General features: G+C 69.4%; 19 protein-coding genes. 9 read left to right on the plus strand and 10 right to left on the minus strand.

Going from position 1 to position 22065, the window contains the following annotated elements:
• The 3 genes from aprE to aprX form a co-directional block, all read right to left on the minus strand.
• Positions 1–1299, minus strand: coding sequence for an alkaline protease secretion protein AprE (aprE, locus tag ACYAF3_RS00860; RefSeq protein WP_003082540.1), 1299 nt, complete (start codon positions 1297–1299; stop codon positions 1–3).
• Positions 1296–3077: an alkaline protease secretion ATP-binding protein AprD gene (gene aprD / locus ACYAF3_RS00865; RefSeq protein WP_003082539.1), complete on the minus strand. Its 1782-nt coding sequence runs from the start codon at positions 3075–3077 to the stop codon at positions 1296–1298. The genes aprE and aprD overlap by 4 nt, the downstream gene beginning before the upstream one ends.
• A gap of 86 nt (positions 3078–3163) precedes the next feature.
• Positions 3164–4408, minus strand: a complete 1245-nt coding sequence (aprX, locus tag ACYAF3_RS00870; RefSeq protein WP_003082538.1) for a type I secretion system-dependent protein AprX — start codon at positions 4406–4408, stop codon at positions 3164–3166.
• Between the two features lie 1041 nt (positions 4409–5449).
• Here aprX and ACYAF3_RS00875 point away from each other — a divergent pair.
• On the plus strand, positions 5450–5764 hold the full coding sequence (locus tag ACYAF3_RS00875; RefSeq protein ID WP_003086723.1) for a LasR-specific antiactivator QslA: 315 nt from the start codon (positions 5450–5452) through the stop codon (positions 5762–5764).
• Between the two features lie 235 nt (positions 5765–5999).
• Positions 6000–8576 (plus strand): PAS domain-containing protein, encoded by a 2577-nt coding sequence (locus ACYAF3_RS00880; RefSeq protein ID WP_003082532.1) that lies wholly within the window; start codon positions 6000–6002, stop codon positions 8574–8576.
• A 22-nt stretch (positions 8577–8598) separates the two neighbouring features.
• On the opposite strand, the gene ACYAF3_RS00885 is transcribed toward ACYAF3_RS00880, so the two are convergent.
• Entirely contained in the window at positions 8599–10371 is a 1773-nt protein-coding gene (locus tag ACYAF3_RS00885) for a S8/S53 family peptidase (RefSeq protein ID WP_003086721.1), read from the minus strand.
• A 109-nt stretch (positions 10372–10480) separates the two neighbouring features.
• On the opposite strand from ACYAF3_RS00885, the gene ACYAF3_RS00890 reads away from it, so the two are divergent.
• The 4 genes from ACYAF3_RS00890 to ACYAF3_RS00905 all read left to right on the plus strand — a co-directional run bounded on the left by ACYAF3_RS00890 (position 10481) and on the right by ACYAF3_RS00905 (position 14821).
• On the plus strand, positions 10481–10615 hold the full coding sequence (locus ACYAF3_RS00890; RefSeq protein ID WP_003106937.1) for a hypothetical protein: 135 nt from the start codon (positions 10481–10483) through the stop codon (positions 10613–10615).
• Positions 10616–10723: 108 nt separating this feature from the next.
• A complete protein-coding gene (locus tag ACYAF3_RS00895) occupies positions 10724–12172 on the plus strand; it encodes an efflux transporter outer membrane subunit (protein ID WP_003145366.1) in 1449 nt (482 codons plus the stop codon).
• Positions 12169–13320, plus strand: a complete 1152-nt coding sequence (locus ACYAF3_RS00900; RefSeq protein ID WP_003112440.1) for an HlyD family secretion protein — start codon at positions 12169–12171, stop codon at positions 13318–13320. The genes ACYAF3_RS00895 and ACYAF3_RS00900 overlap by 4 nt, the downstream gene beginning before the upstream one ends.
• Complete coding sequence (locus tag ACYAF3_RS00905) at positions 13310–14821, plus strand: MDR family MFS transporter (protein ID WP_003082523.1); 1512 nt, start codon at positions 13310–13312, stop codon at positions 14819–14821. Before ACYAF3_RS00900 ends, ACYAF3_RS00905 begins: the two co-directional genes overlap by 11 nt.
• A 2-nt stretch (positions 14822–14823) precedes the next feature.
• On the opposite strand, the gene ACYAF3_RS00910 is transcribed toward ACYAF3_RS00905, so the two are convergent.
• Positions 14824–15606, minus strand: coding sequence for an AraC family transcriptional regulator (locus tag ACYAF3_RS00910; protein WP_003086711.1), 783 nt, complete (start codon positions 15604–15606; stop codon positions 14824–14826).
• 188 nt (positions 15607–15794) lie between these two features.
• On the opposite strand from ACYAF3_RS00910, the gene ACYAF3_RS00915 reads away from it, so the two are divergent.
• Entirely contained in the window at positions 15795–16298 is a 504-nt protein-coding gene (locus ACYAF3_RS00915) for a thioredoxin family protein (protein ID WP_003086710.1), read from the plus strand.
• A 21-nt stretch (positions 16299–16319) separates the two neighbouring features.
• Here the strand turns inward: ACYAF3_RS00915 and ACYAF3_RS00920 are convergent, their stop codons facing one another.
• Genes ACYAF3_RS00920 through ACYAF3_RS00935 form a run of 4 tightly spaced genes read right to left on the minus strand, consistent with a single transcriptional unit; the run spans position 16320 to position 19731 of the window.
• Positions 16320–16577, minus strand: coding sequence for a DUF2790 domain-containing protein (locus ACYAF3_RS00920; RefSeq protein ID WP_003107483.1), 258 nt, complete (start codon positions 16575–16577; stop codon positions 16320–16322).
• Entirely contained in the window at positions 16574–18613 is a 2040-nt protein-coding gene (locus tag ACYAF3_RS00925; protein WP_031672647.1) for an FUSC family protein, read from the minus strand. The genes ACYAF3_RS00920 and ACYAF3_RS00925 overlap by 4 nt, the downstream gene beginning before the upstream one ends.
• Positions 18613–19521: an efflux RND transporter periplasmic adaptor subunit gene (locus ACYAF3_RS00930; protein ID WP_003112442.1), complete on the minus strand. Its 909-nt coding sequence runs from the start codon at positions 19519–19521 to the stop codon at positions 18613–18615. The genes ACYAF3_RS00925 and ACYAF3_RS00930 overlap by 1 nt, the downstream gene beginning before the upstream one ends.
• A gap of 12 nt (positions 19522–19533) precedes the next feature.
• Positions 19534–19731: a DUF1656 domain-containing protein gene (locus ACYAF3_RS00935; RefSeq protein ID WP_003082517.1), complete on the minus strand. Its 198-nt coding sequence runs from the start codon at positions 19729–19731 to the stop codon at positions 19534–19536.
• A 133-nt stretch (positions 19732–19864) separates the two neighbouring features.
• On the opposite strand from ACYAF3_RS00935, the gene ACYAF3_RS00940 reads away from it, so the two are divergent.
• Positions 19865–20671 (plus strand): AraC family transcriptional regulator, encoded by an 807-nt coding sequence (locus ACYAF3_RS00940; RefSeq protein ID WP_003082516.1) that lies wholly within the window; start codon positions 19865–19867, stop codon positions 20669–20671.
• Positions 20672–20780: 109 nt separating this feature from the next.
• Positions 20781–21131: a hypothetical protein gene (locus tag ACYAF3_RS00945; RefSeq protein ID WP_003082515.1), complete on the plus strand. Its 351-nt coding sequence runs from the start codon at positions 20781–20783 to the stop codon at positions 21129–21131.
• A gap of 76 nt (positions 21132–21207) precedes the next feature.
• Here the strand turns inward: ACYAF3_RS00945 and ACYAF3_RS00950 are convergent, their stop codons facing one another.
• On the minus strand, positions 21208–22056 hold the full coding sequence (locus ACYAF3_RS00950; RefSeq protein ID WP_094776779.1) for an aminoglycoside phosphotransferase family protein: 849 nt from the start codon (positions 22054–22056) through the stop codon (positions 21208–21210).
• Between the last annotated feature and the right edge of the window lie 9 nt (positions 22057–22065).

The following is a 22065-nucleotide window of genomic DNA, read 5'->3' on the forward strand; positions in this document are numbered from 1 at the left end:
TCAGTTCTCCGCCAGCGCCACGTGGGCGCGGTCGAACAGGGGCTTGAACAGGTAATTGAGCAGCGAGCGCTCGCCGGTGCGGACGAACACCTGCACCGCCATCCCCGGGCGGATCTGCAGGCCCTTCAGCTTACCCATCGCGGCCGCGTCGACCTGGGCGCGCAGCGCGTAGTAGGGCTGCTTGTTCTGCTCGTCGAGCAGGCGGTCGGCGCTGACCATGGTCACCTCGCCGGTGACCCGCGGGGTCTTGCTCTGGTTGAAGGCGGTGAACAGCATCTCCACCGGCAGCCCGCTGTGGATCCGGTCGACCAGGTTCACCGCGAGCTGGCCCTCCACTTCCAGGCTGTCGCTGTTGGGCACGATGTACATCAGCAATTCGCCGGGGCCGATCACCCCGCCATCGGTGAACACCTTCAAGCCGGCCACGTAGCCGCTGACCGGCGCGCGGATCTCGGCGTGGCGCAGTTCGTAGCGCGCCGAGGACAGCTCCTCCCAGAGCGTCCGCGCATTGACCTGGGTTTCCGCCAGTTGCCCGTTGACTTCCTTGCGGTACTCCTCCTCGCGTTGGGCGATGCGCATCTGCGCCTCGGCGATGCTCTGGCGGATCTGCCCGAAGCGACCGCTGCTCTCCGATAGCCGGGCGTTCACCTCGGCCAGTTGGCGCTCCTGTTCGAGCAACTGGTTGCGCGGCATGTAGCCTTCCTCGGCGAGGTCGCGCGCACCGCTCAACTGGCTGTTCAACAGGCGTTGTTGCAGGCGCTGGTTGCCCTCGGTCTGGCGCAACCCTTCGAGCTGGGCGCGCAGCCCCTCGATGTTCGCCCGCAATGCGGAGAGTTCGTTGGCCAGCGCGGTCTGGCGGCTGTGCAGCAACTGCCGCTGCAACTCCAGGCGCTCGCCGAGGGTCGGCAGCGGGGCCTGCTCGGCCAGCCCCGCGGGCATCTCCAGGGTCCGCCGGCCGTCGTATTCGGCCTGCAGGCGCGCCTGGTTGAGCCGCGCGTTGGCGTACCGGTTGAGCAGCGAATCGACGTTGGCCCGGGCCTGGGTCGGTTCCATGCGGATCAGCGGCTCGCCCGCCTCCACATGCTGGCCGTCGCGCACTAGGATGTGCTTGACCACCCCGCCCAGCGGATGCTGCACCGACTTGCGCTGGCCGGAGATGATCACCGTGGCCGGCACCGCCACGCCCTGGTCGAGCGGCGCGAAGGCGGCCCAGAGCAGCGCGCCGCCGAAGCCGAACAGGACCAGCAGCCAGCCCAGTCGCGCATAGGCGTTCTCGTCGCGTTTCACCGTGCGGGTCATTCCACACCTCCCTGGCGCGGCGCGGCCACCACCTGCGGCGCGCCGTAGCCGGCCACCCGGTAGTCCGCGCGCTGCTGCGACGCCGACGCGGCGCGCTGGTTGTTCAAGGCGGCGAGCACCTGGTCGCGCTCGCCGTACAGGTGCAACTGGCCGGCGTTCAGCGCCAGCAGGCGGTCGGCGCAACCCAGCACGCCGGCCCGGTGGGTGATCAGCAGCACCGTGCAGCCACGCGCCTTGAGCGCCTGGATCGCCGCCAGCAGCGCCTGCTCGCCGCTGTCGTCGAGGTTCGAGTTGGGTTCGTCGAGCACCACCAGGGTCGGCGCGCCGTACAGCGCCCGGGCCAGGGCGATGCGCTGGCGCTGGCCGCCGGAAAGCCCGGCGCCGCCGACGCCGAGCACGGTGTCGTAGCCCTGCGGCAGGCGCAGGACCAGTTCATGGACCCCGGCCAGGCGCGCCGCCTCCACCACCTTGTCGGCCTGCACCTCGCCGAAGCGGGCGATGTTTTCCGCCACCGTGCCGGCGAACAGTTCGATGTCCTGCGGCAGGTAGCCGATGCGCGGGCCGAGGGTCTCGCGCTCGTACTGGCGGATCTCGGCGCCGTCCAGGCGCACGCTGCCGTGCAGGGTCGGCCAGATGCCCAGCACAACCCGCGCCAGGCTCGACTTGCCGGAGCCGGACGGACCGATCACGCCGACCACCGAGCCGGCCGGGATCGCCAGGGTCAGACCACGCAGGGTGCGCGCCTCGCTGCCGGGCGGCGCCGCGTCCAGCGATTCCAGCAGCAGGTGGCCACGCGGCTCGGGCAATTCCATGCGCCGCTCGCGGGCGGGGAATTCGTCGAGCAGGCCGCTCAGCCGGCGATAGGCATCGCGCGCTGCGCCCCACTGCTTCCACACGCCGATCAGTTGGTCGATGGGCCCCAGCGCACGGCCCATCAGGATCGAGCCGGCGATCATCATCCCCGGGGTGATGCGTCCCTCCACCGCCAGCCAGGCGCCGAGGCCGAGCACCAGGGATTGCAGGGCGATGCGCAGGTATTTGCTCAGCGCGTTGATCCGCGCCGCGCGCTCGCTGGCCAGGCTCTGCTGGTCGAGGAACGCCTGGTGCAGCCGTTCCCAGCGCCCGCGCATGCTGCCGAGCATGCCCATCGCCTCGATCACCTCGGCGTTGCGCAGGTTGTTGCTGGCCAGTTGGCCGGACTTGATCGACAACTCGCCGGCCTTGGCCAGCGGCGCACGGGTGGCGCGTTCGTTGAACCAGGCGAGGGCCATCAGGGCCAGCGCGCCGACCAGCGAGAGCAGGCCGAGCCAGGGGTCGAAGAGGAAGATCACCAGCAGGTAGACCGGGAACCAGGGTGCGTCGAAGAAGGCGAACAGCGCCTGGCCGGTGATGAACTGGCGCAGGGTGGTCAGGTCGTGCAGCGCCTGGCTGGCCTCCTGGCCGCCGGCGCGCAGGTTGCGTTCGAAGGCGGCGGCGTAGATCCGCCCGTGCAACTGGCCGTCGAAGCGTTCGCTGACCCGCACCAGGACGAAGCTGCGCAGCGCCTCCAGCGCGCCCATGAAGACGAACACGCCAAGCGCCATCAGGGTCAGCATCAACAGGGTGACTTCGTTGGCCGAGGACAGCACGCGGTCGTACACCTGCAGCATGTACAGCGAGGGCACCAGCATCAGCAGGTTGATCACCCCGGAGAACGCCGCCACGCTGCGCAATGCGCCGCGGCTGGCCGCCAGGGCCTGTTTGATTTCGTTGGTAACGCTGGAACCGAGCCTTGCCATCGAGCGCGCTCACTTCTGCCACGACTGCCGCTGGAATCCCGAATGAGCCCGGATGGCACCTCCCTGTGCCGGGCGTTCCCTCGCCGTCAGGCGGCCAGGGCCTGATGCTCCGGCGCCGGGTCGGCGCCGATCAGCTGGATTGTCGGCGGCGCCGCTTCGCCGCCGTGGCCGAGCAGCGCCGCGAGCACCTTGCCGGCCCCGTCCAGTGCGCTGTGCGCGGTATCCCCGGCGATACCGGCGACGATCGACAGGTCATTGTCGAGGTCATGCACCAGCTCGATCTGGCCCTTCGGCCCGACCCCGGCGACATCGACACCGGCAATCGTTTGCGCATACAGCTTGCTGTCGAAGTGCAGGTCCAGCGTCGGCAGCGAGACACCGATGTCCTTGACCACCGGCACGTAGCCGAGGATGCCGCCGACGATGGGCAGGTCCTTGAGGGTCACCTCGTTCCAGCTCAGCAGCTTGACCTCGTTGTAGCTACCCAGCTCCAGGGTGCCGCCGAGATTGGCCACGCCGAGGTTGTAGCTGGGTCCGGCGATACCGTAGAACTTGGCGCTGAAGCCTTCCTTGTCGACCGAGCCGACCACTCCCAGGCCGCCGAGGTTGAGCGGCGCCAGCACCGGCACCAGCGGCGCGGTGATCGGATTCAGCGCCAGGGCTGCGGTGACCAGCGGAGTCAGCGGCGTCTCGCCGCCGAAGGTCAGGCCTTGCTCGGTGAAGGAGACGTTGATCGGCAGCGGGCCGAGGATGCCGCGGCTATCGGGAATCACGCCCTGGTCGTGATTGCCGCCGAGCAGCGAGCCGATCACATTGACCCCGAGCAGGCCGTCGCTATTGCCGAGGCTTAGCGAGCCACCCTGGTAGGCGGCGTGATAGAGATCGTTGGCGGCCTTCAGGCTGTCGCTGCCGAATTCCCAGGCATGGCCGACGGTGGCACCGACGCCCTGCCCCAGGTCACCGACCAGTTTCAGGTAATCCTCCGGCTCGACGCGCCCGTGCAACAAGTCGTCGGCGATCGCCAGCGAGTTGCCGGCCAGCCCGCCCAGCGTGCCGACCGCGGAGCCTACGGTGTCGAGGGCGTCGCCGGCGATCTCGCCGAGCGTGCCGGCCACCGCGCCGACCGTACCCTCCAGCGCCTGCTCCACGCTGGCAACGGCGTCATGCACCGATGTAAGCGCTTCGTGCACCTGCTGCTCCACGGCGTCGACGGTGGAGCCCACCAATGTCCTGGCCACGTCCGCCACCGCCGTGACGGCGGTGGCGGCCACCTGCGTCGCACGCTCGTAGACCTGGCCGAACAGGTTCGCGGCTGCATTGAATAATCCCATCTTCTGTTCCTCGATTGAGTTGTCTCGGTTATCGCGTTTCCGGCGCAGGTCACTGTTTACCGACCGAACCGGTCACGCGGTTAAGCGCAGTCAGTGAGTTCCGCGAGAAAACGGAACGCGGGTACCTGAAAGTTCATCAGGCCTGGCGACAACTTGTTTTTATTGGAAGACAGGAGCCCCCCGAGGGCGAAACCCATTTAATCCCGAGCAGCCCGCAACAGAGCGCTCTCCACCGCTTCGCCTGTTAAGTAGGACTAACATGGGAAAGGCAAATTTGTACCACCACTTAAATCAGTTCAATACTTTGGTTGGGCATACCGGCCTGTCAGTTCTGCCAGGTGGATTTCCAAGCCCCTGATTCCTAAACGGATTATTGACGCTTTTAATTAATATCGAATGACGGACGGTCGCCCCGGTACGAACTCTGACGAAAATCAGAAATGAAGAAAGGGTTATATCCTTATGCACCAAAGTGCCGAGCCGCCCTCGCGGCGTGCCCAACTAGCGTGCAACTTCGGCAGCGCCCTCTTCGAAGAAGCGAATGACACTTTTGCGTGGCTCATAAGGAATACTCTTATTACGTGAAGCGCATCACAAAATATTGAATCGAACAGTCCAGGCGGATTGTTTTCTCCTGGTAAACGATGATTAACGGCGCGCTCCAAGGCCGGGTTATTTCAATGAATCGCTTCAGCCAACGCCTTGCCTGCCGATAGCCTCTGCCGTCACCCGTTCCCGCCCTTGCTCCCCGCCTTGCCTGCCCCTATCCTGCGCCCGTCACGGCCAAATCCGTGACCGGGTTTGACAGCCCGAAGAGACGGCGCGATGCGCCGAGCGGTGCATGCGAAAGCAGCGAATGCTTTTGCAGGCATCGGCTCGACCGCAGTTTTCCAACTGCGGGCCTTCATGGCGGATCGCGTGGGGAGACCCTCGTGGTCTGCCGGTTCCGTTTCCCGGTCTGTCAACCCTGCGCGATCCTGCCTCCATCGATTGACAGCGAAGGCGGCAGGTCATGTGACTCTCAGAAACGGAGTACCCAGCATGACGAAGGATGAAAAGGAAAAGACCCACGTCGACGCAATCATCGAACGCTACAAGGACCTGATGGTCGAGATTCCCCCCGCCGACCGGCAACCCGGTCTCTCCCTGCTCTGGCCGGTTCCCGCCCAGCCCGCCATCGACAAGGGCGTCCGCCAGGCCGAGAACTGGCTTGCCGACCAGATCGAAGGCCAGCTCTGGACCGCCTTCGCCTTCGGCCGCGACAGCCTGCCCACACCGATGCAGAAGACCGCCTTCGAAGTGGCCTTCCTGACGCGCCTGCAGCAGCGCCTGGTAGCCGCTCGACGTTCCGGTTGACCCGGCCATGGCGAATGACGCCGGTGGCGTCGTTCGCCCCTACGCCAAGTCTCCATCGCGGTCTCGGGCACCGCGTACGAAATCATCGCCAGACTCCGCCTGGCAACGCGCCGAGCGTCTGGAGCGCCCCGGTGCGCCATCCCGCCCAGCCGGATTGAACGCAAGCGCACCCACCGCCCTCCTATATTCCATACGACCCACCACCTCAACCGGAACCGAGCAAGACTCCGCAGACATGGCACAGCCTTTCACCATCGAACCGGACCCGAACACCCTTGACCATCCACCGGCCTTCCTGGCCAACGGAGGAGCGGTCGGGAAACTGTTGCTCAGCCTCGACGCGGCCAGTTCGCCCCTCGGCCCGCCGGACGCCTGGTCGGCGAGCCTGAAGACGACGATGGCCACGCTGCTGCCGGCCAAGGCGCAGATCGTGCTGTTCTGGGGCGCGGAATTCGTCGCCCTGTACAACGATGCCTACGCGCCGAGCATCGGCGACAAGCATCCGCGCGCCCTCGGCCGGCCGGCGATAGAGAACTGGCGGGAGCTGTGGGATGACCTCGAACCGCTGCTGCGCGGGGTGTACGAGACCGGTGAAACCTTCGCGGCAAAGGATCGGCCCTTCTACATCGAACGCCATGGACGCGGCGAGACGGTCTATTTCGACGTGTCCTATTCGGCGGTGCGGGAAACCGACGGTTCCGTCGGCGGCGTGCTGTGCATCGTCACCGAGACCACCGAGCGGGTGCGTTTCGAACGCCGCCAGGCGTTCCTCCTGGAACTGGGCCAGACCCTGCCGTCCCTGGCCGATCCCCTGGAAATCGAAGCCACCGCCCTGCGCCGGCTCGGCGAGGAGCTGGGCGCGTCGCGGATATTCTTCGGCGAGGACAACGGCGACGGCATGACCTTCCAGGTTCATCGCGACTATCTCCACGACGGCCGCTCGGCGGTCGGTCGGCATCGCTACCTGTCGTTCGGCGCCACCCTGTCCGGCGAACTGCATGCCGGACGCAGCGTGGCGCGGGAAGACCTCGCCGGGGAGCGCGGCATGAGTCTCGACGAGGCGGCGAGCCGCGCGCGCCTGGGGCTGGGCGCCACGCTGCATGTCCCGGTGCTGCGCCACGGCCGGCTGGAGGCGCTGCTGGCGATCCACTTCGCCCATCCGCAGGCGCTCGGCGAAGATCCGCGCCGCCTGGCGGAGGAAGCCGCCAAGCTGGCCTGGACCTCGCTCACCCATGCCCGCGCGGAGCTGGCGCTGCGCACCAGTTCCGCGCAACTGGCGGCGATGTTCGACCAGGCCAGCGCGGGCATCGCGGTATGCGACCGGAACTGGCGCTTCACCCGGGTCAACGATCGCTACTGCGAGATCGCCGGCCGTTCGCGCGAGACCCTGCTCGGCCTGCGCATGCAGGACATCCTCGACCCCGCCGACTTCGCCCTCCCTGCGGCGCCAGGCGGAGCGACCGGCGCGGCGTTCGAGATGAGCGGCCGCTACGTTCGCCCCGACGGCGATACGGTGTGGGTGCAGAACCAGGTCACGCCGCTGGTGGACGAGCAGCATGCCGCCAGCGGCCTGCTCTGCGTGTGCATGGACATCAGCGCGCGGGTACGCGCCGAGAACGAGCTGCGCGAACTCAACGAAAGCCTGGAAGAACGTGTCGCGACCATGCTCGCCCAGCGCGAAAGCGCCCTGGCGCAGCTTCACGAGGCACGCAAGATGGAGATGGTCGGCCAGTTGACCGGCGGCATCGCCCATGACTTCAACAACCTGCTGACGCCGATCATGGCCTCGCTGGAACTGATCCGCCGGCGGCTCGACGACGCCCGCTCCACCGACCTCATCGACGGCGCGCTACAGTCCGCCGAACGGGCGCGGAACCTCGTCGGTCGCCTGCTCACCTTCGCCCGCCGGCAAACCCTCAAGCCGCAGGCGGTGGCCCTGCGCGAGCTGGTCGAAGGCATGCACGACCTGATCGAGCGCTCGCTCGGCCCGACCATCGAGGTCCGCATCGAGATCCCGGAACGCCTGCCTGCGGTGGTGGTGGATCCGCACCAGTTCGAACTGGCCATCCTCAACCTCGCGGTGAACGCCCGCGACGCCATGGGCGAAGGCGGCCGCCTGGAAATAGGCGCGCGGACCGACCTGGTGATCGACGGCGCGGTGGACGGTCTCGGCGCCGGCCGCTACGTGTGCCTGGAAGTCGCCGACAACGGCGGAGGCATGCCCGCCGAGGTGCTGGCCCGCTGCATGGAGCCGTTCTTTTCCACCAAGGGCGTGGGCAAGGGCACCGGCCTTGGCCTGTCGATGGTCCAGGGCCTGGTCGCCCAGTCCGGCGGCGGCCTGGGCATCCACTCGGAGATCGGCAAGGGGACCCGGGTGAGCATCTGGCTGCCGATCACCGCGGAGCAGACGCAATCCACCGCAGAAAGCTGCCCGGACGCACCGGAGGCGTTGCGGCCGACCCACGTGCTGCTGGTCGACGACGACAGGATGGTGCGCTACACCACCGCGCTGCTGCTCGGCGATCTCGGCTACCAGGTCAGCGAGGCGGCGTCGGCGGAGGAAGCCCTGGGCGAGGTCGAGCGCGGCCTGGCGCCCGACCTGCTGGTCACCGACCATCTCATGGCCGACAAGACCGGCGTGCAGCTTGCCGAGGAACTGCGCCAGCGCTTCCCGCAATTGCCGGTGCTGGTCATCACCGGCTACGCCAACCTCAGGCCCGAGCAACTCAACGGCTTCGAGGTGTTGACCAAGCCGTTCCGCCACAACGAACTCGCCGAACGCCTCGCCCGGCTGCTGGAAGCCTCGCCGTGAGGCCCCGGGCCGGCGGAACGCCTCAGCGCACGCGCTCGCGGCTCTTCACCGCCAGGTCCAGGGCTTTCTGCATGTCCAGCCGCGCCGAGCGGCCGACGTCGCGGTGGTCCAGGCGGTAGCCGCGCTCCGAGGGCAGGATCGGTGCGGTGAGGTCCTCGGCATCGGCCGGCTCGAAATCGTAGTCGCCGCCGATGGTCATGGCGCTGCGCCGGAGCAGCATGCGGATCTCCTCGGGTCGCAGCCGCGGGTTGAGGGAAAGCATGGCGGCGACCGTGCCGGCGACCATCGGCGTGGCATAGGAGGTGCCGCAGTGCACCTCGCCCCGCGCGTCCCGCTCCAGGGTCGAGGCATGGGTACAGGCGGCGGCGGTGACATCCACCCGCATGTCGACGTTCGAGGTGCTGCGCTTGACCGCGTAGGCCGGGTCGTCCACCGCCAGGCCTTGGCGCTCGCTGCGCTGGTGGCCGCCCACCACCAGCAACTGCTCGGTAACGAAGGAGGACGGCAGGCGGTATTCGTCGGTACCGGAGTAGGACGAGCCGTTGCCGGCGGAGTTGACCACCAGCACGTCCGGATGCTCCTTGCGCAGCCAGAGGAAGAACTCCTCGAGCAACTCCTCGTAGCCGCTCATGGCGATCCCCGAGCGCACCAGCGAATCCACCTCGTCGCCATCGACGTCGCGAGCGCCGACGCGGTGGATGCCCCAGCTCCAGTTGAGCACCCGCACGCCATCCTCCACCAGGTTCACCGAGGCGGCGACGTTGGCCGTGATGCCAGCGTCCGAATTGCGCTCGACGATCACTTCGAAACCCTGGCTGGCGCGGTCCAGCCCACGCAGGAAGCCACTGTTGCCGCCCTGGTCCCAGCGCGCGGCGAGGATGCCGGCGACCGTCGAACCGTGGTTGTCGGGACGTTCGGCATCGCGCGCGTAGAGGCAGGTACGCGGTGCGGGCGCCTTGCAGGGGCCGAGGTAGTCGGCGAAGTCGGGAGCGTCGAAGTCGACGTCGCGCTCGATCACCCCGATGCGCACCGGGCGGGTCTCCAGCGGCGCCTGGCGGGCGCGGACCCGACGCTGGTAATAGTTCACCGCGTCCATGAAACGATTGGCCGCCCACTCGTCGGAGTCGCTGTCCGGCTTGTCCACGGGCCGGCGCGCCGCCTCGGTTTCCTCGCCCTTCTCCGGCGCGGACTCCTCCACCACCACGGCGTCCACGCTGGTCTCGCTGCCGATGCGGAGGACCAGCGCGTCGCGCTGGACGAGGTCGCGCGCCGGCAGGCGCAACTGGTAGAGGTTCAACGGCGGGATCGCGCCGACCACCCGCGCGCCATATTTATCGGCCAGGCGTTCGGCCTCCCGGCGACCGTCGTGGTTCTCCTCGATCAACAGGCTGACCAGGTCGACGTAGGTGGTCAGGCCATCCATGTTCTTCGCCACCTCGTCGGGACCGGCGGCGAGCACATGACTGCCGTTCAGGGTCAGCCATACCGGATTGCTGCTGCGCCCGCCCTGCTCCAGCCAAAGCGGACCGCTGGCGTGGCCACGGCGGTCCAGGCGGAGCCGCAGGCCGTCGCCCTCGCGCCGCAGGGCGGTGGCCGGCAGTTCGCGGCCGTCCAGCAACAGGCGCGGCAGGCCGGCACCCAGGCCGCGCACGCGCAGGCACCACTCCTGCCGCTCGCTGGCCAGGAGATCGCCGCAGCGCTCCAGGCGCTCCAGGCGCAGGGGTGTTTCGGCGGCGACCAAAGGACTGCCCAGGGACGCGAAAAGGATGGCGAAAACGGCACGGCGCAGCGGCATGGACTCAGCTTCCGGAACGGGGACCTGTTGTTCCGACCACCTGGCGAAACGCTTCGTTCAGGTTGAAGGCGGGCCCCCGGCCACGCCAAGGCGCAGGCTAGCCCACCAGTTGTTCCAGCGCCTGCGCCTCGTCGAAGGCGGGGTGAACCGCTGCTCCCGGCAGATCCACCGCATCTCCCTGCTGGCCATCCCGGCCGGGCTGCTGGCCCAGGGCTGCGGCCCGTACCTGATGCGGCAACGCTGAAAAATCCGCCGACTGTCCATTTCGCGACGATGACTGGCGCTTTTGCCGGCGCAGGCCGCCCGCGCCTGCCTTACCGTTCCCCGCTCTTTCAGACACGGGAGCAGGGCAATGCCGCTTGCCAGTCATCTGCGTTGCGTGGCGCTGGCGCTGGGGATCTCCACCGCGCTGGGCTGCGCGAACCGCAACCAACCCGCGCCACGCGCGGAAAGCCTCGACCCTGGCCTGTCGAGGGTGGCGGGAACCCGCGGCGACGCGCTGCCCGCCCAGTGGTGGACGCTCTACCAGGACCCTGGGCTGAACCACCTGGTGGCCGCCGCGCTGCGCCACAACCGCGACCTGGCCGCAGCCGATGCCCATGCCCGCGCGCTCCTCGGCCATCTGCGCGGCGCACAGGGCGAACGCTGGCCACGGACCGAGGTCGGCTATGGCTACCAGTATGGGCGCGACGGCGACGACCAGACCCTCGCCGAAGCCACCGACGAGGACCTGCACAGCCAGTGGAAACACACCGTCCGCCTCGACCTGTCCTACCAGTTGGACCTGTGGGGCGAAGTCCGCGCCCGCATCGCCGCGGCGAAGGCGGATGCCGAAGCGGCGCAAGCGGCGCGCGACCTGCTCAGGGTCAGCGTGGCCAGCCAGACCACCCTCGCCTACGTCCGCGCCTGCGCCCTGGCGCGACGGGCAGAGGTACAACGCCGATCGGTCGGTCTGCTCGACGCGAGCCTGGCGCTGAGCGAACGCCAGCTCGCCGCCGGCCTTTCCAGCGAGCTGCAGCGACGCCGGCTGCTGGCCTTGCGCGAGCGGACCCGCGCCGCGCTGCCGATGCTCGAGGCGCGGCGGCGCGCGGCACTCTACGAACTGGCGCTGCTCAGCGGGCGCTCGCCGCGCCAGTTGGACGCTCCTGCCGCGACCTGCGCCGGCATACCGCAACTGCGCCGTGCCCTGCCCACCGGCGACGGCTGGAGCCTGCTGGCGCGCCGCCCGGACGTCCGCGCGGCCGAGCGCCGGCTCGCCGCCGCCGACGCCCGGCGCGCGCTGGCCGAAGCCGAGCTGTACCCGCGCATCAGCTTCGCCGTCGGCGCCGAAACCTCCGCAGCGACCCTCGCCGGCCTCGGCGGCAGCGGCGCGCTGGCCTACGCGGCCGGCCCGCTGCTGAGCTGGCGCTTCCCCAACCGGGAAAGCGCGCGAGGCCGCCTGGACAGCGCAGCGGCAGAGCGCGACGCCGCCCTGGCGCGCTTCGACGGAGCGGTGCTCGGCGCCCTGCGCGAGGTCGAGCGTGCCCTGGCGCTGTATGCCGGCGAGCGCCAGCGGCGTGCCGACCTCCAGCGTGCCCTCGACGAGCAGCGCCACGCCTACCGGTTGGCGCGCAGCAACTATCGCGCCGGCGCCCTCGATGCCCTCGAGCTGCTCGACAGCCAACGCAGCCTGGTCGCCGACCGGGCGCGCCTGGTCGACGCCGAGATGCGCGTCGCCGAGCGCCAGGTCGAACTGTTCCGGGCTCTCGGCGGCGGCTGGCAAGCCGCTCCCAGCCCCTCCCACCAGGAAAACGGACAATGAACCAGGCAATCAGGGAACCCATCGAACACACCACTGGCGAAACCATGCCAGCAGCCACGCGCCGGCGCCGAACCTGGCTGCTGGGCGGCCTCGCCGGCGCCATCGCGCTCGCCGCCCTGCTGGCCTGGTGGTGGAGCAGCGGACGCTTCCTGGAGGGCACCGACGATGCCTATGTACGCGCCGACTGGGTGGCGGTCAGCGCGCAGGTCTCCGGCTACGTCGCCGAGGTGCTGGTGGCCGACGACGCCGACGTCCAGGCCGGCGACCTGCTGCTGCGCCTGGACCCGCGCGACTTCCGCCAGCGCCTGCGCGCCGCCGAGGCCCGCGAAGCGGCGGCGCAGGCGGCGCTGGAAGCCCAGCGCGCGAAGCTGGAGACCCTCGATCGGCAACTGCTGGAGCAGGCGCAGACGATCAGCCGCGCCCGCGCCGATGGCGAAGCGGCGCGAGCCGAATGGCGCCGCGCCGAGACCGACTGGCGACGCTACCGGCAATTGGCCGACGAGCATGCCACCAGTCGCCAGCGCCTGGAGAACGCCGACGCGGCGCACCAGCGAGCGCGGGCGGCGGCGCGGCGGGCAAGCGCCGAGGAAGGCCGCCAGCGCGCCGCCAAGGACGTACTGAAGAGCCGGCGACGCGAGGCGGAGGCGGCGCTCGCCCAGCGCCAGGCGGAGCTGCAGGAAGCCGCGGCGGCGCGCGAACTGGCGCGCCACGCCCTGGACGATACCGAAATCCGCGCCCCATTCGCCGGCCGCGTCGGCCAGCGCAAGGTGCGCCTGCGCCAGTACGTCACGCCGGGGCTGCCGCTGCTGGCGGTGGTACCGCTGGAGCAGGCCTACGTGGTGGCCAACTACAAGGAGACCCAGCTCGAACGCATCCGTCCCGGGCAACCGGTAGAGCTGGAGGTGGACACGTTCGGCCGCCGCTGGCGCGGCCGCGTCGACAGCGTGGCGCCGGCCTCCGGCGCGGTATTCGCGCTGCTGCCGCCGGACAACGCCACCGGCAACTTCACCAAGATCGTCCAGCGCTTCCCGGTGCGTATCCGCCTGGACGCCGACGCCGCCGAGCGGGGCCGGCTGCTTCCGGGGATGTCGGTGATCGCCACCGTGGACACTCGCGAACCGGACGGAGCCTCCGCCGATGAGCGCTGACGACAAGGTATCGCTGCGTGCCTGGGTCGCCGTCACCGGCGGCCTGTTCGGCTGCTTCATGGCCGGCATGAACGTGCACGTCACCAGCGCGGCGCTGCCGGAGATAGAAGGCGCGCTGGGAGCCACCTTCGAGGAGGGCTCGTGGATCTCCACCGCCTATCTGGTCGCGGAAATCAGCATGATCCCGCTTACCGCCTGGCTGGTGGAAGTGTTCTCCTTGCGCCGGGTGATGCTCCTCGGCTCGCTGGTGTTCCTGCTCAGTTCGCTGAGCTGCGCGCTGGCGCCGAACCTGTCGACGCTGATCCTGATCCGGGTGATCCAGGGGGCTTCGGGGGCGGTGCTGATCCCGCTGTCGATGCAACTGATCCTCACCGAGCTGCCGTCCAGCCGGATACCCCTCGGCATGGCGCTGTTCAGCCTTTCCAACAGCGTGGCCCAGGCCGCCGGCCCGTCGATCGGCGGCTGGCTGGCGGATGCCTATTCCTGGCGCTGGATCTTTCTCCTGCAACTGTTGCCGGGGATCGCCCTGCTGGCCGCGGTGGCCTGGTCGATCCGCCCCCGCGACGGCGACCGCGAACGCCTGCGCCAGGCCGACTGGCTCGGCATCGGCGCGATGGTCGCCGGCCTCGGCGCGCTGCAGATCGTGCTGGAGGAAGGTGGCCGCCGCGACTGGTTCGAGTCCGGCTTCATCCGCACCTTCGCCGTCCTCGCCGTGCTCGCCCTGCTGCTCTTCGTACAGCGCCAACTGTGGGGCGCGCGGCCGTTCATCAACCTGCGCCTGCTGGGCAGCTACAACTTCGGCGTGTCCAGCCTGGCGATGGCGGTGTTCGGCGCGGCGACCTTCGGCCTGGTGTTCCTGGTGCCCAACTACCTGTCCCAGTTGCAGGGTTTCAACGCCCGGCAGATCGGCGACAGCCTGATCCTCTACGGCCTCGTGCAACTGCTCCTGGCGCCGCTGCTGCCGCGCCTGATGCGCTGGCTGAACCCCAAGCTGCTGGTGGCCGGCGGCTTCGCGATCATGGCCCTGGGCTGCTGGATGGGCGCGCACCTGAACGCCGACGCGGGACGCAACGTGATCATCCCCTCCATCGTCGTGCGCGGCATCGGCCAGCCGCTGATCATGGTCGCGCTCTCGGTACTGGCGGTGAAGGGCCTGGACAAGGCCCAGGCCGGCTCGGCCTCGGCGCTGATCTCGATGCTGCGCAACCTCGGCGGCGCGATCGGCACCGCGCTGCTGACGCAACTGGTCTCGCTGCGCGAGCGCTTCCACTCCGAGCGGATCGGCGAGACCCTGACGATCTTCGACGGCGCCCTGCAGCAGCGCCTGGGCGGTGGCCAGGTGCGGATACAACTGCCGGAGCAGCAGCAGGCGCTGGCCCTGCTCGACCACGGGGTGCGCCAGCAAGCCTACCTGATGGCCTACTCCGACGCCTTCTACCTTTCCTGCGTGGCGCTCCTGGCCTGCGCCCTGGCCTCGCTGATGCTGCGCCAGAAGGACTGAACTCAGTCGCCCTCGGCCACCCCGTAGGCGGCGCCGCGGCCGAAATAGAGGCTCGGCGAAACGCCCAGGGTCCGGCGAAACATGGCGCTGAAGGCGCTCTGGCTGTCGTAGCCGAGGTCCAGTGCGACCTCGAGGATCGAGTGCCCTGCCGCCAGCGCATCGAGGCTGGCGAGCAGGCGCATGCGCCGCAGCCACTGGACGAAGCTGAGACCGGTTTCGCGCTGGAAGGCGCGGGTCAGGGTCCGCGGGCTGACGCCCAGGCGACGCGCGGCATCGCCCAGGCTCCAGTCGGCGGCCGGCTCGGCGCGCAGGCTGCGGCACAGCGCCGCCAGTCGCGGATCGACCGGCTGTGGCACGTGCAGGGCGAGGATCGGCAGCACCCGCAGTTCATCGAGGATCAGCTCCATCACCCGCTCGTCGCGGCCGCCCGGCGGGTAGTCCGGGGCGATCCGCATCGCCGCGACGATCAATTGCCGCAGCAACGGCGGCACGTCCACCACCCGGCAGTCCTGCGGTAGGTCGTGGCGCGCCTGCGGGGCGATGAACAAGGTGCGCATGCGCACCTGGCCGGCGAAACGCAGGGCATGCTCGATACCGGCCGGCAACCAGACACCGCGTCCCGGCGGCACCACCCAGGTGCCCTCGGCGGTGCCGACCGTGACCACCCCGCTGAGCGCATGGATCAATTGCGCGCGCGAATGCCGGTGCAGCTCGACGCGCTCGCCGTGGAGATAATCCTGGGCATAGGCGAAGACCGGACGGGTGGAAGGCAGGTCGATCAGCATCGGGCGGGCCTTGGGCAGTGGGGGCGCTGTCTTTTTACCAGCCGCGCCATGCTAACGACCAGTCCCGGCGAAGCACGCCGGCGCTCGCCGCGACGCGGCGAGCGCGCTACCCTGGCCGCCCCGGCGTGGCGCGACTACCTGGCGTATCCGCCGCGCCATCCCTCCCCAAGCACAGGAGCGAAACCAGCATGGCCTCTTACGCGGAACTGTTCGATATCGGAGAAGACTTCGCCGCCTTCGTCGGCCATGGCCTGGCCACGGAACAGGGCGCGGTCGCGCGGTTCCGGCAGAAGCTGGAAAGCAACGGGCTGCCGAGCGCGCTGACGGAACGCCTGCAACGCATCGAACGGCGCTATCGCCTGCTGGTCGCCGGGGAAATGTGGTGCCCGGACTGCCAGATCAACCTGGCCGCGCTGGACTTCGCGCAGCGCCTGCAACCGAACATCGAGCTGGCGATCATTTCCAAGGGCCGCGCCGAGGACGACCTGCGCCAGCGCCTGGCGCTGGAGCGAATCCCGATTCCGCTGGTACTGGTGCTGGACGAGGAGTTCAACCTGCTCGGACGCTTCGTCGAACGGCCGCAGGCGGTGCTCGACGGCGGTCCGCAGGCGCTTGCGGCGTACAAGGCGGGCGACTACCTGGAGCACGCCATCGGCGACGTCCTGGCGATCATCGAAGGCGCGGCGCGCTGAGACAGCGCCTTCGCCCGCTTCTCAGTGCCGCGAACAGCCCGCGCCAAGGCCTCGGTACTGCAAGCGATGTAGGCGTCCGGCGCTGTCGCGGTAGAGCATCACCAGCGGCACCACGCCACAGGTGGCCGGCACCGGCGTGACGGAAAGCACCCGCTCGATGTCCAGCGGCATGCCGTAGTCGTAGCGCTCGATCGGCGGCAACTCTTTCCCGTCGTCGTCCGCCGCCTGGACCTGGGACCAGCAGGACAGCAGCAAGGCCAGCAAGAACGAGGTTTTCATGAGGTCTTTTCTCCATGCTGCGCCCCGTCGGACGAGACGCTTTGCGAATAGGCCCGGAGCAACCAGGCGAGGTCGGTGAGGATCGCGGCCAGGCGCCACTCGCCGGCGGCCGCCAGGCGGGCGCCGGCACGGCGTGCGTGCCGCGCGGCGAGCGGCGGATCGCGATGGCGGACGGCGATGGCTCGCAGTGCGCGCTCGATCCACCGCGCCTCCGCGGCGGCCGGGTCGAGCCCGGCCAGGGCGCGCCACAGGCGCCGCGACTCGCGGCCGAGTTGCAGGGATACGAAGCCCAGGCGCAGGGCCAGCGCGCTGCGCGGATGTTCCATGCCATGCAGCGCGCCCAGCTGGGCGATGCGATGCTGCTGGCGGGCCTGCCAGGCATGCGCGTCGAAACCGGCGCGACGACGCAGCAAGGCGAGGGTCTCGCGGCGCAGATGGTCGAGCAGCGACGCCGAATGCCGTTCCAGGTCCTTCGGCAGCAGGCGGTAGACCAGCAGGCTGATGCAGAGCGCCAGCACCCAGGCACAGGACTGGTTGGCGAAGTCGCCGAAATCGAAGCGGGCGAGATTGCCGGTGGCGACCAGGGTGTTGAAGGCGATCAGGTAGGCGATTCCCTGCAACGCCCGCCTGGGCACTGTGGTGGCCTGGATACCGAACGACCAGAAGAAGGCGAGGCACAGCAGCAGCAATGGAAAACCGTTGATCAGCGGTAGCAGAAGGAATTTGCAGAGCAATGCGGCAGGTATCGCGTAGAGCGTGCCGCGAATGAAATTGCGCGTGCCCTCGGCGGGAAAGGGCGAGGCTGCCAGCAGCGTGCAGTAGGGGCCGAGCACCGCCAGCAGGGTCGGCCCCTGGTCCCACCCGCTGAGGAACCACAGGGCGCCGCCGACCAGCATCGCCAGCCAGGCTCGCGCGCCGTTGCGCAAGGCCTCGCGGTAATGTCGATGGAAGGCCGCTGGGCGGACGTCGGCGCGGGCCCGGCCGTCGAGCCGGGCGAACCCCCGCAGGGCGGCCTGCAGGTCATCCAGTTGCTCGTCGAGACGCTCCATGAACAGCCCTTCGCGACAGGCATCCGCTTGGTCTGTCGGAAGTCCGCGCCGAATCGCCGCCAGGCGACCGCGCAAGCTCGCGAGCCGTCGCGCGGCGCCGGCGAAGTCGAGCTCGCCGCGCTCCAGTTGGCCGCCCAGCAGGCGCAGGTCGTCGGCCATCGGCAGCGCCAGTCCACGCTCCGCCAAGCGCCGGGCCCAATGCGTCTCGCCGGCGAAGCGGAACTCCATCAGCGTGGAAAACAGCGCCGCCAGGCCACCGCGGATCGCCGGGAGCGCAGCGCTCAGCGCCCGCGACTCGGCTCGACCGACACCCAGCAGGTCGTCTACCGCGTAGACCTCGCCGGCCAGCGTCCGGCGACGGCGCTCCAGTTCCCCGTCAGCCGCACCGGCATGCCGCGCAGCGACCAGCGCCAGCGTCGCCGCGCAGAGCGAGACGAGACGCTGGCGCACCCGCCCGGACACGGTCCTGCGGCTGAAGAGCACGGTCACCAGGCTCAGGCAGCAGACCCCGACGATTACCGCCGAGGCGCGGGTGACGATGTGCTCGAAGGCCGCCTCGGGCTCGACCATGGCCGATCCCAGCGCCAGGCACACGGTGTAGCCGGCGACCACCGCGGCGGTGGCGTAGAAGTGCCGGACCAGGCTCATGACGCCGACGCAGAGACCCAGCCAGAAACCCAGGGCGACGACGAACAGCAGCATCTTCTGGGCGAACAGCGCGGTCAGGACGAAGGCAGCGAGCGTGCCGACCAGGGTACCCACGGCGCGCCACCAGCCCTTGCCGACCACCGCTCCCTGCACCGGATTGATCAGCAACAGCACAGTGGACGCCGCGGAAAACGGCGAATCCAGTTGCAGGTAGAGCCCCAGGCCGAGCGCCAGAGCGGCAGCGCCGATGCTGCGCAGCACGTAGTCCAGGCTGTCGATCCGCCAGGGCAACGGCAACGCCGCGTACCAATCGCGCCCGCCGGACGCCGACGCCGCCATCAAAGGTACTCCTGCAACCAGCGGGTCAGCCGCCAGTGCCGCGCGGTCCCCGCCTGCAGCACCTCGACACTGCCGGTCATGCCGGCGGCAAGCACCACGCCCGCCGGTACCCGGTCGAGTTCGATGCGCACCGGCACGCGCTGCGCCAGGCGTATCCAGCTGAAGTTCGGGCTGACCTGCGGCAGGCCGCTGTCGGCACGGCTTTCGTTGAGGTCGGCGACACCGCGACCGATGCTCGCGACATGGCCGTCGAGCAGCGGATCGAACCCCATCAGCTTGATCGTCGCCGGCGCGCCGACCTGTACATTGCGCAGCTTGGTTTCCTCGAAATAGCCGGTGACCCAGAAGCTTCGCCGATCGACGATGAAGATGTTGGTCCGGCCCGCCGCCGCGTAATCGCCGGGCTGCACGCGCAACTGCGTCACATAGCCGTCCACCGGCGAGCGCAACTCGCTGCGCCGCAGGTCCAGCCGCGCCTGGTCGAGCGCCGCCCCGGCGGCCTCGGCGCGGGCGCGGGCGATACGCAGGGCGCGACCGGCGTTGGCGACCTCCTCGCGCGAAACCGCGCCGGCCAACTGCATGCGTCGGCGCCATTGCTCGTCACGTTGGCGCAGGGTTTCCCGCGCCTGCTCCAGCTCCGCCTCGCGCTGGCGCACGGCCAGGCGATAGCTGCGCGGATCGATGCGGTACAGCGGATCGCCGCGGGCCACCCGCTGGTTATCTGCGACGAACACCGCCTCGACGCTGCCGGAGACTTCCGGCGCGATGCGGATCACCTGCGCGCTGACCCGCCCGTCGCGGGTCCAGGGCGCCAGCACGTAGGCTTGCCACAACTGCAACGCCAGGCACAGGGCGAGCAGGCCGCAGGCGAAGGTCGCAGCCACCTTGGAAAGACGAACGATGGACATGGGGACCTCGGCTCAGAACTTCAGCACCAGCACGGACAGCACGATGAACGACAGGAAGAAACGCAGCAGGCCGGGATGCCAGGCGCATTCCAGCCAGCGCCAGGCGAGGCGCTCCAGCAGCAGGTAGAGCGGCATCGCCAGGCACAGGTAGAGGAACAATGGCGGCACGTAGAGGCCGGAAACGGAGACTTCGCTCAGCATGCAGGGCACCAGGGTATCGAGGGCGCGGAGCGGTCGGCCGCTCCTGTCGGGTTGACGAGCACAGGCTACGGGTCGTAGCGATTTGCAAATATCGACTACTCAGCCAGAAAATAATCGAATTCGGACAACCACAGGACCTGCCGTGAGCCGTGAACCGCAGACCTACCTCGCCCAACGCTTCGATCCCGACGCGCTCGGCCAGCCGGCCCTGGCCCTGCAGCTGGAGGCCCGGCACAACGACACCGAAGTGCCGGTGCACCGGCATCGCAAGGGCCAGCTGGTGGTGGCCTGCCGCGGCGGCATCACCTGCACGGTGCCCGATGGCCTGTGGATGGTGCCGGCCGGGTTCGGTGTGTGGATTCCCGGCGGCATCGCCCATAGCAACCGGGTCACCGCCAACGGCAAGGTCTGCTTCCTCTTCGTCGAGCCGGGGGCGGCACGCCTGCCGAGCGACTGCTGCACCCTGGCCCTGTCGCCGCTGGTCCTCGAACTGATCCTGCACCTGAGCGCGCAACCGCAGGACTATCCGCACGACGGCCCGCTCGCACGTCTCGCCGGGGTGCTGCTGGAACTCCTGGAACAGGCGCCGACCGAACAGCTCTACCTGCCGCTGCCGGACAACCGCGGCCTGCGCCGCATCGCCGACGAACTGACCCGCGCCCCCGGCGACCGCGCCAGCATGGCCGAATGGGCCAGGCGAGTGGCGATGAGCGAGCGGTCCCTGGCGCGGATGGTGCGCCGGGAGACCGGCATGACCTTCGGCCAGTGGCGCCAGCAATTGCAGATCATCATCGCCCTGCAGCAACTGTCCGCCGGCGTTTCGGTGCAACGCACCGCCGAGATCCTCGGCTACGAGTCGGTCAGCTCGTTCATCGGCATGTTCCGCAAGGCGCTCGGCAGCCCCCCGGCCCGCTACGTGCGCGACAGCATGCGGCGGCCAGCCGACTGAACGGAGGTCGACGGAAAGGTCTTGCAGTTCGTCAGCTGTTCTCCCCCGAGGCTGGCACTCGAAGGCACTTCTGGGAATAATGCCGCCCTTTTTTCTCCAGGAGGATCAGATGGTTACGCACTTCTTGAGCGAATCCGGCCAGGCAGCCTGCGGACGCGGCGACAGCAACGTGAACGGCTCGAGCGACGTCGGCCAGGTCAGTTGCAAGACCTGCCGGCGCACCAACGCCTTCGCCCAGGCCCAGGAAAACGCCGCTCCGGCCAGTGCCCCTGTCACCCCCACCGCCGCTGCGCCAGTGATCGACAAGGCCGCGCCGCGGCCGAAAGCCGAGGCCAGGCTCGCCGCCGCGCAGCGCCAGGACCGCGATGCCGCCCGCAAGGCCTGGCAGGCGCGTCTCAACGAATTGTCCGGGAAGAACCGCATGCCGCGCTCGCGGCGCCGCGCGCAAGCCTATCTCTGAGCGGTAGCGGTACTTCGCGGCGGATGTCCGCACGCGGTCATATCCGTCCTGCCCAGCACAACCGCGCGTCCCCTCATCAGGCCAGGCCCTGCGCCTCCACCAGGGCCAGGCCGTCGAGGGCGCCGGCGAGCATCTCCGGCAGATGGCGCGGCTCGTCGGCCAGCTCGGCCAGCTCCGACAACCGATGCGCCGCCGTCAGCAAGGCGATCCGCCGACGCTCCAGGCGCCGACCGCTGAAGCGCTCGTAGGCGGCGACGATGCGCTCGGTGAGGTCGGCATCGATGAACGCGGAATAGATGAACTCCTGGTGCAGCGGACCGATGCCCGCGTCGGCGAAGTCGTACACACCGTTCAGCCGCCCGGCCTCGCTATCGAATGCCATGTTCCAGCCATGGCCGTCGAAGAAGCCGAAGATCGAACCCAGCGGATCGGCAGGCAGCTTGGCATATTCCCGCACCAAGCGTTCCGCGCGTTCGCGCCAGGCCGCAGGCAGCAGCGGCAAGGCGCGCCTGCGCATCGCCGTGGGCGACTCCCAGGGACGCACCGGCAAGGCTCCAACCGCCCGCATGCGCGCCGGTGGCAGTCGATGCAGCTCGGCGTAGAAGCGCCCCAACGCATCGCCGACCGCCTGCCGTGCGGGTTCGTCCAGGCGCCGGTAGTCCTCGCCCAGGAGGTAACCGCCAGGCAGTTTCTCGTGGCGGGAAAACAGCGGCGGTCCCGCAAACACCTGCGGCGCCGGCACCGCCAGGCTCACCGCCGGACGCACCAGGCGTAGCACGGCGGCCTCGCGCAGCAGCGCCGCCTCGGCCTCCGCGCCGCGCGGAAACTTGAACACCCAGCGCCCTCCGACCTCCACCGCCGTGGAATGCCAGCCCGAGGCCAGGATGGCGAAAGCGGCGTCCGCCAGCTCCGGACAGGCCGCCACTATCGCCCG

The organism is Pseudomonas sp. TZ252 (assembly GCF_056110345.1).

Excerpts from the sequence above, each read along its gene's own strand:
- ACYAF3_RS00930 (WP_003112442.1), bottom strand. The coding sequence starts at position 19,521 with ATGTCCATCGTTCGTCTTTCCAAGGTGGCTGCGACCTTCGCCTGCGGC.
- ACYAF3_RS00920 (WP_003107483.1), bottom strand. The coding sequence starts at position 16,577 with ATGAAAACCTCGTTCTTGCTGGCCTTGCTGCTGTCCTGCTGGTCCCAG.
- ACYAF3_RS00945 (WP_003082515.1), top strand. The coding sequence starts at position 20,781 with ATGGTTACGCACTTCTTGAGCGAATCCGGCCAGGCAGCCTGCGGACGC.
- ACYAF3_RS00905 (WP_003082523.1), top strand. The coding sequence starts at position 13,310 with ATGAGCGCTGACGACAAGGTATCGCTGCGTGCCTGGGTCGCCGTCACC.
- ACYAF3_RS00900 (WP_003112440.1), top strand. The coding sequence starts at position 12,169 with ATGAACCAGGCAATCAGGGAACCCATCGAACACACCACTGGCGAAACC.
- ACYAF3_RS00875 (WP_003086723.1), top strand. The coding sequence starts at position 5,450 with ATGACGAAGGATGAAAAGGAAAAGACCCACGTCGACGCAATCATCGAA.
- ACYAF3_RS00880 (WP_003082532.1), top strand. The coding sequence starts at position 6,000 with ATGGCACAGCCTTTCACCATCGAACCGGACCCGAACACCCTTGACCAT.
- ACYAF3_RS00885 (WP_003086721.1), bottom strand. The coding sequence starts at position 10,371 with ATGCCGCTGCGCCGTGCCGTTTTCGCCATCCTTTTCGCGTCCCTGGGC.
- aprD (WP_003082539.1), bottom strand. The coding sequence starts at position 3,077 with ATGGCAAGGCTCGGTTCCAGCGTTACCAACGAAATCAAACAGGCCCTG.
- aprE (WP_003082540.1), bottom strand. The coding sequence starts at position 1,299 with ATGACCCGCACGGTGAAACGCGACGAGAACGCCTATGCGCGACTGGGC.
- aprX (WP_003082538.1), bottom strand. The coding sequence starts at position 4,408 with ATGGGATTATTCAATGCAGCCGCGAACCTGTTCGGCCAGGTCTACGAG.
- ACYAF3_RS00910 (WP_003086711.1), bottom strand. The coding sequence starts at position 15,606 with ATGCTGATCGACCTGCCTTCCACCCGTCCGGTCTTCGCCTATGCCCAG.
- ACYAF3_RS00925 (WP_031672647.1), bottom strand. The coding sequence starts at position 18,613 with ATGGCGGCGTCGGCGTCCGGCGGGCGCGATTGGTACGCGGCGTTGCCG.
- ACYAF3_RS00895 (WP_003145366.1), top strand. The coding sequence starts at position 10,724 with ATGCCGCTTGCCAGTCATCTGCGTTGCGTGGCGCTGGCGCTGGGGATC.
- ACYAF3_RS00915 (WP_003086710.1), top strand. The coding sequence starts at position 15,795 with ATGGCCTCTTACGCGGAACTGTTCGATATCGGAGAAGACTTCGCCGCC.